Raw genomic sequence first — 16,442 nt, 5'->3', positions numbered from 1 at the left:
TCGTTTTTCATCATTCATTTTACCAAAAAAAATGAAAAATAGGAAATAATTTTCATCAATTTTCACGGATTCGGACAGGATTTTTACCCCTATTTTTGGTAAAATAAAAAGAAGTGATGCATGTTAGAGAAAAGAGTATAGAAAGTTAAGACAAGAGAATGAAACAGGGAACATTAATTTCAATTGAAGGCCCAGAAGGCGCAGGGAAATCCTCCGTTTTAGAAGCCTTGTTACCACGCTTGGAAAAGGCAGGAATTGCCTATATTACCACGCGGGAACCAGGTGGCGTAGGCATAGCAGAAAAAATACGCGAAGTCATTCTTGATCCATCCCATACGGAAATGGATCCTAAGACAGAATTGCTTCTTTATATCGCCAGTCGTCGCCAACACTTGGCTGAACGTGTCCTTCCAGCCTTGGAAGCAGGGAAGCTAGTCATTATGGACCGGTTTATCGACAGTTCGGTAGCTTATCAAGGTTTTGGTCGTGGCTTAGCAGTAGCGGATATTGAATGGTTAAACCAGTTTGCGACTGATGGTCTTAAGCCAAACCGGACCTTCTATTTTGACATTGATGTAGAAGAAGGATTGGCTCGAATTGCTAAGAGTGCTAGTCGCGAAGTCAATCGCTTGGATTTAGAAGGTCTCAGTCTTCATCAGAAAGTCCGCCAAGGCTATCTAGCCATCCTCGAAAAAGAACCGCAACGTGTGGTGAAAATTGATGCCAGTCAAAGTTTTGACAAGGTGGTCGAGGATACTTGGCTGCTACTCAAAGAAGTCTTGGAGATCAGTGAATGAAGTTAGAACAAGTGCAAAAACTTCAACCTCAGTTAGTAGATCGCTTCCAAGCTATTTTAGAACAAGACCGCTTGAGCCACGCCTATCTCTTTACAGGAGATTTTGGCAGTTTTGAGATGGCCCAGCTCTTGTCCCAAAGTCTTTTTTGTACGGATAAGAAGGGTGTTTGGCCCTGTGGGACTTGTCGGGCTTGTCGATTGATTGAAGAGGATGAATTCTCAGATGTAACAGTTGTACGACCGGTCAATCACATCATTAAGACAGATCGGATCCGAGACTTGATTCAGAATTTTTCCCAGTCGGGCTATGAAGGATCTAAGCAAGTCTTTATCATTTGCGATGCAGACCGGATGCACGTCAATGCGGCCAATTCTCTCCTAAAAGTGATTGAAGAACCTCAGAGTGAAGTACATATCTTTCTGCTGACAGCAGATGAGCAGTTGGTTCTCCCGACTATTAAAAGTCGGGCGCAGCAGGTTCATTTCCCGAAAAACCAAGATTTCCTAAAAGAGTATCTCCTTCAGGAAGGTTTGTTGCTTCAACAAGCAGATCTGTTAGCCAACTTTAGCCAAGGTTTTCATGAGGCCCAAAGTCTCGCCCAGAATACATCCTTTTTCGATCTGGCGAGGGAGTGTGAGCGTTTCGTCACAGCTTGTCTAAAAGCAGATCCGCATGTCTACTTGCTGGTCTCTCGCTTGGTCCAAGAGACGGATGATAAAGAAAAGCAGGCCCAAGCCTTTCGCTTGATGGAATTGCTCTTTGCACGCTCCATCGGTCAGTCCTTAGGAAGAGACTATCTAGAAAAATTGGTCTTGGCCAAACAGATGTGGGAACGGAATGTGAGTTTTCAAAATGCTCTCGAGTATATGGTCCTACAGTTGAAAAATAGAAGGTAAAGAGATGAATAAAAAAGAATTATTTGATGCTTTGGATGGCTTCTCCCAGGAATTGCTGGTTACATTAGCAGAGGTTGAAGCCATTAAGAAAAATCTCAAACTCATTGTCGAGGAAAATACAGCTCTGCGTCTTGAAAATGATAAATTAAGAGAGCGCTTAGGAGAAGTGGAGAAAACCAGCTCCCCTAAATTCCATCGCAATGGTCGTGAAAATTTACAAAGAATTTACAATGATGGATTTCATGTTTGTACAGACTCCTATGGTCAACGTCGTGAAAATGATGAAGAGTGTATTTTCTGTGATGAATTGTTATTTAGGGAGTAAATATGCAGATTCAACGAAGTTTTAAAGGGGATAAAGCGACAGGGACTCTATTTTTAGTGCCAACCCCAATTGGCAATCGGGATGACATGAGCTACCGCATGATCCAAACTCTAAAAGAGGTGGATCTGATAGCAGCAGAAGATACACGCAATACAGGACTCTTGCTCAAGCATTTTGAGATTGCGACACCACAAACTAGCTTCCATGAGCACAATGCCATGGAGAAAATCCCTGATTTGCTAGCTCATTTAGAGTCTGGAAAGGACCTGGCCCAGGTATCGGATGCAGGACTGCCCAGTATTTCGGATCCAGGTCACGACCTGGTCAAGGCGGCTATTGAACGAGAAATCCCTGTTGTGGCAGTTCCTGGCCCGAGCGCCGGCATTACCGGCCTAATTGCCAGTGGCTTGGCACCCCAGCCCCATATCTTTTATGGCTTTCTTCCACGCAAGGAAGGGCAGCAAAAGGCCTTTTTCCAGGAAAAGCTAGCCTATCCTGAGACTCAGATCTTTTATGAGTCTCCGCACCGAGTTCGTGCGACCCTTGAAAATATGCTGGCAGTATATGGAGACCGTCCAGTTGTGCTGGTCCGAGAACTGACCAAGATCTATGAAGAATACACGCGAGGGACCATCGCAGAGTTAGTGGACTATCTGGAGGAAAATCCCCTTAAAGGAGAGTGCCTTCTGATTGTAGAGGGAGCCAGTGAACAGGAGCTAGATCTAGAAGAAGTGGATCTGATCCAAGAGATTGATCTTCTGGTCCAGTCTGGCATGAAAAAGAACCAGGCAATCAAACAGGTTGCCAAACAATTCGGGCAGCAAAAGAGTGATCTCTATGCCCGATACCACCAAGAGGAAGAATAAGGAGAGTCTGATGGAAATTAGAATGGCCTATCCCAATGAAATCAATCGGATTATGGAAATCATTCAAGATGGCAAGGACAGCTTAGCTGCAGCTGGAGTGGACCAATGGCAGGATGGTTATCCGGATCAAGAAATCATTTTTGAGGATATCCTAGAAAGCCGTGGTTATGTAGCTGTAGAGAATCAAGAAGTCGTAGCTTATGCCGCTCTCTACAAGGGAAATGAAGCAGCTTATAATGACATTTATGACGGAAAATGGGAACATGATAACTATCTCTATATCAGTTTTCACCGGATCGCTGTTGCCAAAGAAGCTGCTGGACGAGGCGTAGCCCAAACCTTCCTTCAAGGCTTGATCGAAGGAGAAAAGGGCCCAGATTTCCGCTGTGATACCCATCCTGACAACAAGGTTATGCAACATCTTTTAGAGAAGTTAGGCTTCCATTACTGTGGAAAAGTGCCAATTGATGGGGTTCGTCTCGCTTATCAGAAGATCAAACGAAAGGCAGAAACCAGCCTCTTCCAAGTGATTAGCGAAGATGATCGTTGGGACTACCGTGCAGAACAGTCTCAAAATGACTAGGTTCTATCGGCAACTCTATCAGAGTCCCTTGGGACCTCTATCTATTGTGGTGGATGAGGAAAGCCTAGTTGGGATCTGGTTTTGTGACCAAGCCAATTGTGAGCAGGGGCTTGAGCATATCGAAGCAGCTTGTCAGCCACTTCATGAGGCTGTCTTTGAATGGCTGGATCAGTACTTTTTAGGGGAAAATCCTTCCATGCCCTTTCCCCTGTCTCCTCAAGGGACAGACTTTCAACAAAGAGTTTGGGCCTATCTAGCTCAGATTCCCTATGGGGAAAGTCAGACTTATGGAGAGATTGCCCGGGCCTTGTCTTGTGGATCGGCCCAAGCCATCGGTCAAGCAGTAGGTCGGAATCCCTTGATCCTCCTCATCCCTTGTCACCGGGTGCTGGGGACGGAGAAAAAGTTGACAGGCTATGCTGCTGGACTAGATCGCAAGCGTTGGCTGTTGCAACATGAGGCCATATCTTGGAAAGAATAAGGAGAAAAAATGTTATCATTTATTGAATACCCAAAATGTTCGACCTGTCGCAAGGCGAAATCGGAATTAACGAGCTTAGGCTGTGAGTTTGATAGCCAAGACATCGTGGTAGACACACCGACCAGTGAGCAACTACAAACCTGGATCAAGGAGTCTTCCCTACCAATCAAATCATTCTTTAACACCAGTGGGATGAAGTATCGGGAATTGGGCTTGAAAGACAAGGTGGATCAGCTTTCGGTAGAAGAAGCGGCAGACCTTTTAGCTAGCGATGGCATGCTGATCAAACGCCCTCTCTTAGTGAAGGATGGAAAAGTTGTTCAAGTAGGCTACCGGAAGCCATATGCGGACTTAGGTTTGTAAGAAAAAAGGGAGTTGGACTCCCTTTTAATTCTGTCTTGAAGATGATATAATCATACGAGTGAAATCAATGAAAGAGAGTCAATCATGAGTATTTTAGAGGTGAAAAATTTAAGCCACGGCTTTGGAGACCGGGCTATTTTTGAGGATGTGTCCTTCCGCTTGTTAAAGGGAGAGCATATCGGTTTGGTTGGAGCCAATGGTGAAGGGAAATCCACCTTCATGAGCATCGTGACCGGCAAGATGCAACCCGACGAAGGGAAGGTTGAGTGGTCTAAGTATGTGACCGCTGGCTATCTTGACCAGCATGCTGTCCTAAAAGAAGGGCAAACGGTGCGCGATGTTTTGCGGACAGCTTTCGACGAGCTCTTTAAAGCAGAGGCTCGCATCAATGACCTCTATATGGAAATGGCTGAAGATGGAGCGGATATGGATGCTCTCATGGAAGAAGTCGGAGAGCTCCAGGATCGGTTAGAGAGTCGGGATTTCTATACCTTGGATGCCAAGATAGATGAAGTGGCGCGGGCTCTTGGGGTCATGGACTTTGGCATGGAGACAGATGTAACGGCCCTTTCAGGTGGGCAGCGGACCAAGGTCCTTTTGGCTAAATTGCTCCTTGAAAAACCAGATATCCTTCTCTTGGACGAGCCAACCAACTACTTGGATGCGGAGCATATCGATTGGCTCAAACGTTACTTGCAGAACTATGAAAATGCCTTTGTCCTCATTTCCCACGATATTCCTTTCTTGAATGATGTAATCAACATCGTCTACCATGTGGAAAATCAACAGTTGACCCGCTATTCAGGAGATTACTACCAATTCCTTGAAGTCTATGAAATGAAGAAATCGCAATTGGAAGCGGCTTATGAGCGCCAGCAAAAAGAGATTGCTGATTTGAAAGATTTCGTAGCGCGTAATAAGGCGCGTGTGGCTACACGGAATATGGCCATGTCTCGTCAGAAGAAGCTTGACAAGATGGAACTCATTGAGTTGCAAAGTGAGAAACCAAAACCATCCTTTGAATTTAAAAATGCCCGAACTCCTGGACGCTTCATTTTCCAAGCCAAGGACCTTCAAATCGGGTATGATCGTCCTTTGACCAAGCCTTTGAACCTAACCTTTGAACGCAATCAAAAGGTAGCCATCATCGGGGCCAACGGGATCGGGAAAACCACTCTCTTGAAGAGCTTGCTAGGAATCATCCCACCGATTGCTGGAGAAGTAGAGCGGGGAGATTACCTAGAGCTTGGCTATTTCGAGCAAGAGGTCGAAGGGGGCAATCGTCAGACACCGCTGGAAGCAGTCTGGAATGCCTTTCCAGCTCTCAATCAAGCAGAGGTTCGTGCTGCCCTTGCTCGCTGTGGCTTGACGACCAAGCATATCGAGAGCCAAATTCAGGTACTATCCGGTGGGGAGCAAGCCAAGGTACGCTTCTGTCTCTTGATGAACCGTGAAAACAATGTCTTGGTACTAGATGAGCCGACCAACCACTTGGATGTGGATGCCAAAGATGAATTGAAACGGGCCCTTAAAGAGTACAAGGGATCGATCCTCATGGTTTGCCACGAGCCAGATTTCTATGAAGGTTGGATGGACCAAATCTGGGACTTTAATGAATTGACGTAAACACAAAAAGAGAACCGCTTGGTTCTCTTTTGCTTATTTCTTGAAATCGTAGTCTTTTACGATTTCCATTTTTTCAATTTTGACATCTTCTTTTGGTTTGTCTTTGTCGTCCGTTTCAACTTCGGCGATTTTGTCGACTACATCCATGCCGTCGATGACTTGTCCAAAGACAGTGTAGTTCCCACCATCAAGGGTAGGGTTCCCACCATTCTTATAGGCTTCGATGATTTTAGCAGGGAAGCGCTCAGTTGGAAGCTTGCTGGACCAGTCTTCTTTATTTTGGTTAATATAGAATTGGCTACCATTTGTATTTGGTCCAGAATTGGCCATAGCTAAAGCACCACGAAGATTGTAGAGGTAAGGGGAGTATTCATTTTCAAAGCCTGCTCCTGAATCTTTAGAGGTATCTTTTCCTTTCCAAATGGACTCACCACCTGTACCATCTCCTTTAGGATCTCCTGTTTGGACCATAAAGTTATTAATCACGCGGTGGAAGAGGAGACCATTATAATAGCCTTCCTTAGCGTGAGTTAAGAAATTCTCAACGGCTAAAGGTGCGTATTTCGGAAAGAGCTTAACGGTAATGTCCCCTTTGTTGGTCGTGATTTTCACGACAGCTTCATCTTCAGCAACTTCGTTGGAGAGCTGAGGAAAGACCGCATTTTCATTGGTCATCGCATCTTGGATATCCTTACGAAGCTGATCTAATTTCTTTTGTTCACTAGCATCTACGCTAGAAGTAGTTGTTTGCTTAGTTTCTGAAGCCGAGCTAGAGGATGTCTTTGTATCTGATTGATTAGAGCCACATCCTGCCAAAGCTAAACCGGAAAATACAAGTAGGGCAATTAATTTTTTCATATTAATCCTTTCAACACATTAGTCTATCCTCTATTGTACCTTAATTTTCCATTTGATTCAAATCTAGCCTTGGAATGAGGCGATATTCAGCTTGCGGGCCTATGAAAAATGAGGTATGATGGGAGGTAAGTCGTTTTGTTGGAAAATGAACGAATTCCTAAAATAAAACAAATCATGGAAAGGAGGCTAAATGATGGATTATAAAACTCTACGTAAAAACTATAGACTCTATATTAGATCTGCAGGCGTCTTGGCAATGCTTTTGATTATTTGCGTGGGGTTCGTGGTCAGAGATACTCTTCTTCAGACTGCTGGCCTCTTATTGGTCCTTGCAGGCTTGTTTTTATTCATCCAATGGCTCAAGAAGAGCTACACCAAAAAGTGCAACACCTTGCTGCATGTAGACTTAGATTTAGCTTTTTGGCAGCAATACCTTCAGTTGAACAAGAATGTGAAAAAGCCCATTTTACAGATAGATATGAAGCTGACATCGGTTGCCTATTCTTTTATGATGGGAGATTTCGATACTGTCATAAAAGAAGCTAGGGAAGCACTCAGCCAGAAGGAACTACCGCAGAAATATAAGAACTTTTTTGAGAGTTATCTTATTCGTTCGATCGTGCTGACAGATACTGATTTGTCTAGAGAAGAGCTGGAGGCTAGGCTAAATGGTTTGACCATTACAGACCCTACACTAGCTGAGAAAACTAAAAAGGTCTGTCTCGCTCTTTATGATTTAACCATTGCCCACCAAAGCAATGACTATTTCGAAGATTTATGTAATGATTTCAAGTACCAGCAGTTGGAAATGATCTACTACCAAGCCTTGAATGCTACTCTTAAAGGCGATAAGTCTAGAGCGGAAGAGCTCTTTCGCAAGTTGGTTTCAGAAGATGAGTCGCTCTATATCGTTCGAAAGGCGCAACAATACTTGAAGGATGAGGGGAATTATCTATAAATCCTCCAATCAAAACAGAATTTTTCCAAATGAAGGTATAAATAGGTAAAGAGAGATAGGATTAAAATGGAGAAACAGATGACAACTATTTCAGATATACTAGAAAAATTTTATGCAGATTACGAGGTGAAACCTTATATTTCGCTTGAGAGAGACTTGGAAGCTTGGTTGTTGGATCCAAAGCCTGTTTCTAAACGAAATATGGAGTTGCTCCAAGATGGCTTGCTTGCGGGGGATATCATTCTCTTGTAGCGGATCCATTTTGGAACATTTACGACGGAGACTTGGTTTCCTAAGTACTTCGAATATACTTATGGGATTCATGCGCCGGAACATTTGAAGGCTTTGGTAGATAAGGGGTATGCAGTTATCGAATCCGCTTTTGATTCGCTGGACCATATCAATGCGACCATGAAAAAAGCCATTCTCAAAAAGAAGGGAGTCGCGGGCTTGTCCAAAATGAAAGCAGCCGATTTGAACCAAGCTTTGGCGGATCACTTTACCGAAGAAGAGTTGGCACAAGAGTTCACAGTTCGGGGCTATCAGTTGACGGAAAAAGGAAAACAAGCGTTGAAAGAGCATCAAGTTATCGTCGACCGCCACCCAAAGAAAAATCTATAAGTAACAGTACCTGTGAGGTGCTGTTTTTTGTTGTTGCTTTCGCAGATGAGAGAAAAGGATTTTACTAGAGAACTAGTCTAGAAATGTGGTATAATTAAGGTTATGGCAAACAATAATCAATCAAAAAAAACACGGTCGACAAGACGACTGTCTAAAGCAGAAATAGAAAGAAAAAAAGCAATTCGCCGAATGATTATGACGATTGTCTTAACTCTCGTCTTCATTTTCGCCTTTTTACGATTAGGAGCCTTAGGCTTAGTGACCTACAACCTTATCCGTCTCTTGGTAGGTAGTCTGGCTTACGTAGCGATGACGGCTGTTATTGTCTACCTCTTCTTTTTCAAATGGATTGAGAAGCATGAGGGGACCTTGTCTGGCTTTTTAAGTCTTTTTGCAGGCTTGCTACTGATCTATCAAGCTTACTTTGTCTCCCTCTTGAAACTTGACGGCTCTTCTTTCGGGCCAACCTTCTCACGTATCTTAGGGGACCTCGTGCACCTTCGCGTCTCTTCTTTTGCAGGAGGTGGTTTACTGGGTGCTATCTTGTACACGCCGATTGCCTTCTTGCTCTCGAACATCGGGACTTATTTCATTGGAGGACTCTTGATCGTATTAGGACTTCTCTTGATGAGTTCTTATTCGGTTTATGACTTGTATGAGCAAGCTGTCGCAGCTTTTCACTCCTTTATGGAAAAACGAGAAATTCGTCGCCAAGAGCGCTTTGTCGAGCGTGAAGAGAAGAAGGCCCTTCAAGCAGAAGCAGAGGAGGCTGCCCGCATCGAGCAACTTGCAGAAGCTAGTCCCATGAGTATAGAAAGCTATCCTGTAGATCTTGAGACAGGCGAGGTCATGGAACCTGTGATCGAAACAGAAGCGCCTGCAGAGGAGGCCTACCCTCAAATTTATCTACCAAATGAAGAGGAAGGCTATTCGGAAGAATGGTCGGAGGACTACCCAGAGGAGATGGAGGAAGTCGCAGAAGAGGAGGATATGGATGAAGAAGTCACTGTAGACTTCACGCCTAAGGAACTCCTTCAATACAAACTTCCAACCATTGATCTCTTCGCACCTGACAAGCCGAAAAATCAATCCAAAGAGAAAAATATCGTTCGTCAGAATATTCGCATTTTGGAAGAGACCTTTGCAAGTTTCAATATCAAGGCGACAGTGGAGCGGGCGGAAATCGGCCCCTCTGTTACTAAGTATGAAGTAAAACCGGCTGTCGGTGTGCGGGTCAACCGCATCTCCAACCTAGCAGATGATTTGGCCTTGGCCCTAGCAGCCAAGGATGTGCGGATTGAAGCACCGATTCCAGGGAAGTCTCTGGTCGGGATTGAGGTGCCCAACTCAGAGATTGCGACCGTTTCTTTCCGTGAATTGTGGGAACAGTCCAAAACTGATCCTACCAAACTCCTTGAGATTCCTCTTGGGAAGGCTGTAGATGGCTCAGCTCGGACCTTTGATTTGGCTCGGATGCCCCACCTCTTGGTAGCGGGTTCGACCGGTTCTGGTAAGTCGGTAGCGGTCAATGGCATTATTTCGAGTATCTTGATGAAGGCCCGTCCGGACGAAGTCAAATTTATGATGGTCGATCCAAAGATGGTGGAGCTTTCTGTCTACAATGATATTCCCCACCTTTTGATCCCAGTGGTGACCAACCCACGCAAGGCCAGTCGGGCCCTACAAAAGGTTGTCGATGAGATGGAAAATCGCTATGAGCTCTTCTCAAAAGTGGGAGCTCGCAATATTGCTGGCTTTAATGCCAAGGTGGCTGAGTACAATGTCCAGTCTGAGATGAAGCAAGTGCCCCTTCCATTGATTGTGGTCATTGTCGATGAGTTGGCAGACTTGATGATGGTCGCAAGTAAAGAAGTGGAAGATGCCATTATTCGTCTGGGACAGAAGGCGCGTGCAGCAGGGATCCACATGATCTTGGCAACCCAGCGGCCATCGGTTGACGTTATCTCAGGTTTGATCAAGGCCAATGTGCCTTCTCGTGTCGCTTTTGCGGTATCATCCGGGACCGACTCACGGACCATCTTGGATGAAAATGGAGCGGAGAAACTGCTTGGTCGTGGAGACATGCTCTTTAAACCGATCGATGAAAATCATCCAATCCGTCTGCAAGGCTCCTTTATCTCAGATGACGATGTGGAGCGGATTGTTAACTTCGTCAAAGAGCAAGCTGAAGCGGATTATGATGATGCCTTTGATCCAGGTGAAGTATCTGAGTCAGACTTTGATGGAGGTATGGGTGGCTCAGACGAAGGCGATCCTCTCTTTGAAGAGGCAAAGGCGCTCGTGATTGAAACTCAAAAAGCCAGTGCTTCGATGATTCAGCGTCGCTTATCGGTTGGTTTTAACCGGGCCACTCGCCTCATGGAAGACTTGGAAGCAGCGGGTGTCATCGGACCAGCTGAAGGAACCAAGCCAAGAAAGGTCTTACAGACCAATTAATCTTTCTTTAAATGAAGAAGGAATGAGATATTTGACAATAGCAAAAACCTGCCTGTACAAGGGGCAGGTTTTGTTTACGATAAAAAAGAAAAGGACAGTAGATGCATCTCGATACCATTCACCACATTGCCATTATTGGCCACGATTATGATAAAACCAGAGAATTTTATGTAGATAAGTTAGGCTTTGAACCTTTAGACGAACACCATCGACCAGAAAAGCAGGATATTCTCTTTAATATTCGAAAAGGAAACCTGACCTTGGAAATATTTATCAAACCAGATGCCCCCAAGAGACCCTTTCTCCCTCATCCAGAGCATACCGGTCTCCGTCATCTGGCTTTTAAAGTGGAAGATGTCCAAGCCTGTCTAGCAGAGTTTGACCAATTAGGAATCCCTCATACAGAACTACGGGTGGATGATTTTGATGGGCGCAAAATGGCCTTCTTCTTTGATCCCGATGGCTTGCCTCTTGAACTTCACGAATAGGTCTACACAATCTTCGGTCTCTAGTCCCAAGCCAGAAGACATTCTTTTTGCTAAACTAGATACAGAAAAAAGAAAGAAGAAAATATGGAAGAGAAGCGATATAGCGGGCTAACGAATGAGCAAGTCCAAAGCAGAATCAGAGAAGGAAAACAAAATCGAGTAACCATCACGGCAGAAAAGTCGACCAGAGAGATTATTTATTCAAATGTCTTTACCTATTTCAACCTGGTTTTTGGTATTCTAGCTATCTTATTGATACTAGTACGGTCTTGGAACAATATGTTATTTGTTCCCATTGTGGTCGTTAACTCCTTGATTGGGATTGTTCAAGAATTGCGGTCTCGGCGGATTTTGAATAAGATGCGCCTCCTTCAAGTGGAGAAAGCTCGAGTGATTCGAGAAGGAGAACGGCTGGATCTTCCTGTCGACCAGGTGGTAGAGGGGGATGTCGTCTTGTTCCAAGCAGGGGATCAAATCTATGCGGATGCCAAGGTTCTGGATGGCTCGATCATGGTCGATGAGTCTCAATTAACAGGTGAAGCAGATGAAATCCCTATAGGTGAGAATCAGAAACTCATGTCAGGAAGTTTTGTCATCTCTGGTCAAGCAGTTGCCGTCTTAGAACAAGTAGGAGATGCGTCTTATATTAATCAGCTGAGTCTATCTGCTAAGAAAGTCAAGGGACACGAAGAATCCGAAATGGTTCATGCGGTGGATGGTCTCGTCCGAATGATCGGAATGATTCTCATCCCGATTGGCTTGCTCTTGTTCTTGCAGAGCTATCTAGGAAATCAAGACTCCCTCAAAGTTAGCATCACCTCTATGGTTGGTGCCATCATTGGGATGATCCCAGAAGGACTCTACCTCTTAATGACCCTGGCCTTGGTGCTTGGAGCAACCCGCTTAGCCCTTCAAAAGGTCTTACTCAACAGTATGAAGGGAATTGAAACCCTATCTCGTATCGACGTCCTTTGTTTAGACAAGACGGGAACCATTACCGAACACAGGATGCAGGTGAGTGATCTCCTCCCCTTGGCACTAGATGAAAAAGAAGGCAAAGAAATATTAAGTCACTATCTTCAGGCCAGTGAGGATCAGAATGATACCATCACGGCCATTCGGCAGTATCACTCAGTCCAAACAAGTGAAGTTTGGACCGTCCAAGACCGTCTTCCTTTTTCATCTAAGAAGAAATTCGGGGGACTTCAGTTCCAACAAGGGATCTACCTATTAGGAGCACCGGATGTTTTGCTCAGAGATGATCTCGATGCTTACCAAGAAGTCTGGCAGCGAGAGATCGAACGAGGAGCGCGTGTCCTTATTTTGGGGCATTACCAGGGGGAGCAGTTGACGGAAGTATTAGAAGCTCCAGTCCTTCCCCTTCTAGCCTTGGTCTTGGAGAATCCTATACGATCGACTGCCCCTGAAACTTTCGCCTATTTCAAAAAACAAGGGGTGACCATCAAAGTTATCTCAGGGGATCATCCTGTGACAGTTGCTGCCGTTGCTCAGAAAGCAGGTATTCCTGATGCAGATCAAGTGGTCGATGCGAGTCAGCTTAAGACATATGAGGAGGTAGTAGATGCAGCACGGTCCTACACAGTCTTTGGACGAGTTAGTCCAGAGCAAAAACAAATCCTCGTAGAGAGCTTGCAGGCGGATGGTCATAAGGTTGGAATGACAGGAGATGGGGTCAATGATATCCTCGCTATGAAAAAAGCTGATTGTAGTATTGCCATGAATACGGGACACGATGCGACCAAAAAGGTAGCTCAGGTTGTGCTTTTAGACTCAGACTTCTCCCACATGCCGTCGATTGTGGATGAAGGTCGCCGAGTGGTCAACAATATTCAACGTTCAGCGAGTCTCTTTTTGGTCAAGAATATCTTTTCAATATTATTGGCTATCTTGGCTATTCTCTTTGCTTTCACTTATCCCATTCAGGCTTCTCAAATGTCCTTGATCAGTGGATTTACCATTGGAATCCCCGGTTTCTTACTAGCCCTGGAGAAGAATCGTGCCCGGATAGAAGGAGACTTTATTGAAACCGTGATAGAGCAGGCTCTTCCAGCTGCCTTGACCAATCTCATATCGGTCCTTTTTCTTGTGGTTCTGGGTCCTTTCCTTGGATTAAGTCAGGGAGATATTTCGACCATCTCGATTTACCTGCTAGCTTTGATTGGCTTTACAAAAGTATACCAACTCAGCCTTCCCTTTAATCATGTAAAATTGGGCATTATCCTTCTAAATGTAGCAGGATTTTGTCTGTCGGTCTTTGTATTTTCTTCCATTTTTAATCTCAGTCAGCTTCATCTGACTGGCTGGATCTTGACCCTTGTCCTAGGACTAGTCATGGAAGGAGTCTTATGGGTGATGAATCGTCTTGTATATACCTTGGTGACCCATCTGCATAAGTCCAGAAACAAATAGAAAAACGGTATTAGCTAAACCATCTTGGATCTAGTTAATACCGTTATTTTATTATTAAAATCAGATAAAGAGACTAATCGTCATAATGAGGTATAGGAAGAAGGTAATGAGAAAACCTGCGCGCCAAAAGTACTTAAAAAATTTCGGATAGTAAAAGCTATGTCTCTTTTTCAAGAAATAGATAGTCAAGCCGATAGCTAAGAGGGACAAGGCCAATAATAATTGCGGCAACAAATTATGATAGTAAGCCGCATCTGAAATTAAATAGTATTCAAGCGCGAACAGAGGAAAAGCTAGATCGGCAAAATTCCAGCCATATCGATGCAGTTTAAAGACTCGAATAATAATCCCACTGAGAATCAGGGTCAAAAAAATAAATACAAGGGAAGCAACTTTTATTAACATACCTCCATTTTATCACAAAAGTAAAAAAAGTGTGATGGAAATGAAATTTTTTCTTGCATTCGGAAGAAAATAGTGTATAATAGAAAGGTATGCGCAGAGCATACTTGTGGGAGGTAAAAATCTGTAATTACCGCCAAAACCACAAAGGAGGATTTAAGAAATGGCTAAAAAAGTCGAAAAACTTGTAAAATTGCAAATCCCTGCTGGTAAAGCTACTCCAGCTCCACCGGTTGGACCAGCACTTGGTCAAGCAGGTATCAACATCATGGGATTCACTAAAGAGTTTAACGCTCGTACAGCTGACCAAGCTGGAATGATTATCCCAGTTGTGATCACTGTTTATGAAGATAAATCATTTGATTTCGTTACAAAAACACCACCAGCTGCTGTTCTTTTGAAAAAAGCTGCAGGTGTTGAAAAAGGATCAGGTACACCTAACAAAACGAAAGTTGCAACAGTTACTCGTGCGCAAGTACAAGAAATTGCTGAAACTAAGATGCCAGATTTGAACGCTGCAAACATTGAGTCTGCAATGCGTATGATCGAAGGTACTGCTCGTTCTATGGGATTCACTGTTACTGACTAATTGTAACAATCCTATTTGCCCGCAATACACTTGATCATGAGACGAGTGACGTGGGAGATGAAAATCGATATGACCACATTACAAGGAGAAAGATAAAATGGCTAAAAAAAGCAAACAACTTCGTGCTGCACTTGAAAAAATCGACAGCACAAAAGCATACAGCGTAGAAGAAGCTGTAGCTCTTGCAAAAGAAACTAACTTTGCAAAATTTGACGCAACTGTAGAAGTTGCTTACAACTTGAACATCGACGTGAAAAAAGCTGACCAACAAATCCGTGGTGCAATGGTATTGCCAAACGGAACTGGTAAAACTGCTCGCGTTCTTGTATTTGCACGTGGTGCAAAAGCTGAAGAAGCAAAAGCTGCTGGTGCAGACTTCGTAGGTGAAGATGACCTTGTTGCGAAAATCAACGATGGTTGGTTGGACTTCGACGTTGTTATCGCTACACCTGACATGATGGCTCTTGTTGGACGTCTTGGACGTGTCCTTGGACCACGTAACTTGATGCCAAACCCTAAAACTGGTACTGTAACAATGGATGTTGCTAAAGCAGTTGAAGAGTCTAAAGGTGGTAAAATCACTTACCGTGCTGACCGTGCAGGTATCGTACAAGCGATCATCGGTAAAGTGTCATTTGACGCTGACAAATTGGTTGAAAACTTCAAAGCTTTCAACGATGTTATCCAAAAAGCAAAACCAGCTACAGCTAAAGGTACTTATGTAACTAGCTTGACTTTGACTACAACTCAAGGTCCTGGTATCAAAGTGGATGTTAACTCACTTTAATTAGAAATCAAAGCTACCTTCGGGTAGCTTTTTTGACTATTCTTTCACTTAATTCTAAAAATATATCTAACTTCTGGCAGGGAATTGAAGTTGGAAGGTTTAAAATATTTTTGATAAATATCACTATATAAAAAACGCTTTTTGTGGTAAAATAATACAGATTAAAGAAGGAGTGACAAAATGGTAGAACCTAAGTATAAACGTATTTTAATTAAGTTATCAGGTGAAGCATTAGCTGGTGAGCGTGGTGTCGGAATTGATATCAAAACGGTTCAAAAGATGGCCCTTGAAATCAAAGAAGTTCATGACCTTGGAATTGAAATTGCTCTCGTTATCGGTGGAGGAAATCTCTGGCGTGGAGAACCTGCGGCGGAAGCAGGTATGGATCGCGTTCAAGCAGATTACACTGGAATGCTTGGAACAGTTATGAATGCCTTGGTGATGGCGGATTCTCTTCAACAGGTTGGAGTAGATACGCGTGTCCAAACAGCGATTGCCATGCAACAAGTCGCTGAGCCTTATATCCGCGGCCGTGCCCTTCGTCACTTGGAAAAAGAGCGTATTGTTATCTTTGGTGCAGGCATTGGTTCTCCATACTTCTCAACGGATACAACGGCTGCTCTTCGTGCCGCTGAAATTGAAGCAGACGCAATCTTGATGGCTAAGAATGGTGTTGACGGCGTTTATAATGCTGATCCAAAGAAAGACAAGACAGCTGTGAAGTTTGAAGAATTAACTCACCGTGATGTCATCAATAAAGGCCTTCGTATCATGGATTCGACAGCATCGACCATCTCAATGGACAATGATATTGACTTAGTCGTTTTCAACATGAATGAGCCAGGGAACATCAAACGCGTTGTCTTTGGAGAAAATATCGGTACTACTGTTTCTAATAATGTAGAAAAATAAGGA

The 16,442-nt window shown here is 43.9% G+C and carries 17 protein-coding genes and 1 pseudogene; 16 read left to right on the top strand and 2 right to left on the bottom strand.

What is annotated here, in order from left to right; translation table 11 throughout:
• Nucleotides 1–158 precede the first annotated feature (158 nt).
• From tmk to FJR71_RS04805, 8 genes are all read left to right on the top strand, one after another.
• Nucleotides 159–797: a dTMP kinase gene (gene tmk, locus FJR71_RS04840; protein WP_140814231.1), complete on the top strand. Its 639-nt coding sequence runs from the start codon at nt 159–161 to the stop codon at nt 795–797.
• Nucleotides 794–1,693 (top strand): DNA polymerase III subunit delta', encoded by a 900-nt coding sequence (locus FJR71_RS04835; protein WP_140814230.1) that lies wholly within the window; start codon nt 794–796, stop codon nt 1,691–1,693. Before tmk ends, FJR71_RS04835 begins: the two co-directional genes overlap by 4 nt.
• A gap of 4 nt (nt 1,694–1,697) precedes the next feature.
• Nucleotides 1,698–2,018: a DNA replication initiation control protein YabA gene (gene yabA, locus FJR71_RS04830; protein WP_023024026.1), complete on the top strand. Its 321-nt coding sequence runs from the start codon at nt 1,698–1,700 to the stop codon at nt 2,016–2,018.
• A gap of 2 nt (nt 2,019–2,020) precedes the next feature.
• The gene (gene rsmI / locus FJR71_RS04825) at nt 2,021–2,884 is read left to right on the top strand and encodes a 16S rRNA (cytidine(1402)-2'-O)-methyltransferase (protein WP_048689684.1); all 864 of its coding nucleotides are present in this window, start codon (nt 2,021–2,023) and stop codon (nt 2,882–2,884) included.
• Between the two features lie 10 nt (nt 2,885–2,894).
• Entirely contained in the window at nt 2,895–3,467 is a 573-nt protein-coding gene (locus FJR71_RS04820; RefSeq protein WP_048689681.1) for a GNAT family N-acetyltransferase, read from the top strand.
• The gene (locus FJR71_RS04815; protein ID WP_048689678.1) at nt 3,460–3,948 is read left to right on the top strand and encodes a methylated-DNA--[protein]-cysteine S-methyltransferase; all 489 of its coding nucleotides are present in this window, start codon (nt 3,460–3,462) and stop codon (nt 3,946–3,948) included. Before FJR71_RS04820 ends, FJR71_RS04815 begins: the two co-directional genes overlap by 8 nt.
• Nucleotides 3,949–3,957: 9 nt before the next feature.
• Complete coding sequence (locus tag FJR71_RS04810; protein WP_048689675.1) at nt 3,958–4,311, top strand: arsenate reductase family protein; 354 nt, start codon at nt 3,958–3,960, stop codon at nt 4,309–4,311.
• 84 nt (nt 4,312–4,395) lie between these two features.
• The gene (locus FJR71_RS04805) at nt 4,396–5,937 is read left to right on the top strand and encodes an ABC-F family ATP-binding cassette domain-containing protein (protein WP_048689672.1); all 1,542 of its coding nucleotides are present in this window, start codon (nt 4,396–4,398) and stop codon (nt 5,935–5,937) included.
• A 33-nt stretch (nt 5,938–5,970) separates the two neighbouring features.
• Here FJR71_RS04805 and FJR71_RS04800 read toward each other — a convergent pair whose 3' ends face one another.
• Nucleotides 5,971–6,795: a peptidylprolyl isomerase gene (locus tag FJR71_RS04800; RefSeq protein ID WP_048689668.1), complete on the bottom strand. Its 825-nt coding sequence runs from the start codon at nt 6,793–6,795 to the stop codon at nt 5,971–5,973.
• Nucleotides 6,796–6,988: 193 nt separating this feature from the next.
• Between FJR71_RS04800 and FJR71_RS04795 the strand changes: the two genes are divergently transcribed.
• The 5 genes and pseudogenes from FJR71_RS04795 to FJR71_RS04775 all read left to right on the top strand — a co-directional run bounded on the left by FJR71_RS04795 (nt 6,989) and on the right by FJR71_RS04775 (nt 13,749).
• Nucleotides 6,989–7,753 carry a hypothetical protein gene (locus FJR71_RS04795; RefSeq protein WP_061564229.1) on the top strand — a complete coding sequence of 255 codons (765 nt, stop codon included), beginning with the start codon at nt 6,989–6,991 and terminating at the stop codon, nt 7,751–7,753.
• A 66-nt stretch (nt 7,754–7,819) separates the two neighbouring features.
• Nucleotides 7,820–8,374, top strand: a pseudogene (locus tag FJR71_RS10215) (hypothetical protein).
• Nucleotides 8,375–8,476: 102 nt separating this feature from the next.
• A complete protein-coding gene (locus FJR71_RS04785; protein WP_061564228.1) occupies nt 8,477–10,831 on the top strand; it encodes a DNA translocase FtsK in 2,355 nt (784 codons plus the stop codon).
• Between the two features lie 101 nt (nt 10,832–10,932).
• On the top strand, nt 10,933–11,319 hold the full coding sequence (gene gloA2 / locus FJR71_RS04780; RefSeq protein WP_048689655.1) for an SMU1112c/YaeR family gloxylase I-like metalloprotein: 387 nt from the start codon (nt 10,933–10,935) through the stop codon (nt 11,317–11,319).
• Nucleotides 11,320–11,403: 84 nt separating this feature from the next.
• Nucleotides 11,404–13,749 carry an HAD-IC family P-type ATPase gene (locus tag FJR71_RS04775; protein ID WP_048689652.1) on the top strand — a complete coding sequence of 782 codons (2,346 nt, stop codon included), beginning with the start codon at nt 11,404–11,406 and terminating at the stop codon, nt 13,747–13,749.
• Between the two features lie 60 nt (nt 13,750–13,809).
• Here FJR71_RS04775 and FJR71_RS04770 read toward each other — a convergent pair whose 3' ends face one another.
• A complete protein-coding gene (locus tag FJR71_RS04770) occupies nt 13,810–14,154 on the bottom strand; it encodes a DUF3397 family protein (protein WP_048689649.1) in 345 nt (114 codons plus the stop codon).
• Between the two features lie 160 nt (nt 14,155–14,314).
• Here FJR71_RS04770 and rplK point away from each other — a divergent pair, with 160 nt between their 5' ends.
• The 3 genes from rplK to pyrH all read left to right on the top strand — a co-directional run bounded on the left by rplK (nt 14,315) and on the right by pyrH (nt 16,439).
• Nucleotides 14,315–14,740, top strand: coding sequence for a 50S ribosomal protein L11 (rplK, locus tag FJR71_RS04765; protein ID WP_006595850.1), 426 nt, complete (start codon nt 14,315–14,317; stop codon nt 14,738–14,740).
• Between the two features lie 97 nt (nt 14,741–14,837).
• Complete coding sequence (gene rplA / locus FJR71_RS04760) at nt 14,838–15,527, top strand: 50S ribosomal protein L1 (protein WP_006595851.1); 690 nt, start codon at nt 14,838–14,840, stop codon at nt 15,525–15,527.
• Nucleotides 15,528–15,707: 180 nt separating this feature from the next.
• Complete coding sequence (pyrH, locus tag FJR71_RS04755; protein WP_006595852.1) at nt 15,708–16,439, top strand: UMP kinase; 732 nt, start codon at nt 15,708–15,710, stop codon at nt 16,437–16,439.
• Nucleotides 16,440–16,442: the final 3 nt, after the last annotated feature.

Source organism: Streptococcus xiaochunlingii (assembly GCF_006385805.1).
GTDB classification, from domain to species: Bacteria; Bacillota; Bacilli; order Lactobacillales; family Streptococcaceae; genus Streptococcus; species Streptococcus xiaochunlingii.
Note: the sequence above shows the minus strand (reverse complement) of the source record. Positions and strands in the feature narration are given on the sequence as shown.